General features: G+C 47.2%; 1 protein-coding gene. It reads left to right on the plus strand.

The window, feature by feature from the left end:
* Positions 1-102: 102 nt before the first annotated feature.
* A partial coding sequence (locus tag ACYVRH_RS14860; RefSeq protein ID WP_461257630.1) for a hypothetical protein occupies positions 103-405 on the plus strand: 303 nt, incomplete at its 3' end.

Here is a 405-nt window from a genome sequence, read left to right on the forward strand (position 1 = left end):
GGAAGTAACAATGCTTTTCGCTTGGGTGATGAGAGAAGCTGTAACAAACACGATGCGCGGGACGGCCGTTAAATACATAAGGTAACAGGCAAGGGAATAAAAGTGAAAAAGAAACTTTTTATATTTTTTTGGGGAGCCACGTTATGCGCCACCGCGCTGAACGCGCAAACTCTTGAGGTGGCGATAATGGGAGCGGCCGCAAAGATAAGCAGGGAATTGCCGGCCGGCGCTTCCGTCTCGGTTATCAATTTCGTCTCTGATTCAGAAAATCTTAACGAGCATATACTTAACGAAATGTACGGGACGATATTGCGAAACCGCGTCATTGTGCCGGTTCGGCCTAACGCAAAGCAGTTTCAAGCGATACAAGACGAGCTTAACGCCTCCAAAGGTTTAAACAAGGAA

The organism is Treponema sp. R80B11-R83G3, assembly GCF_054786115.1.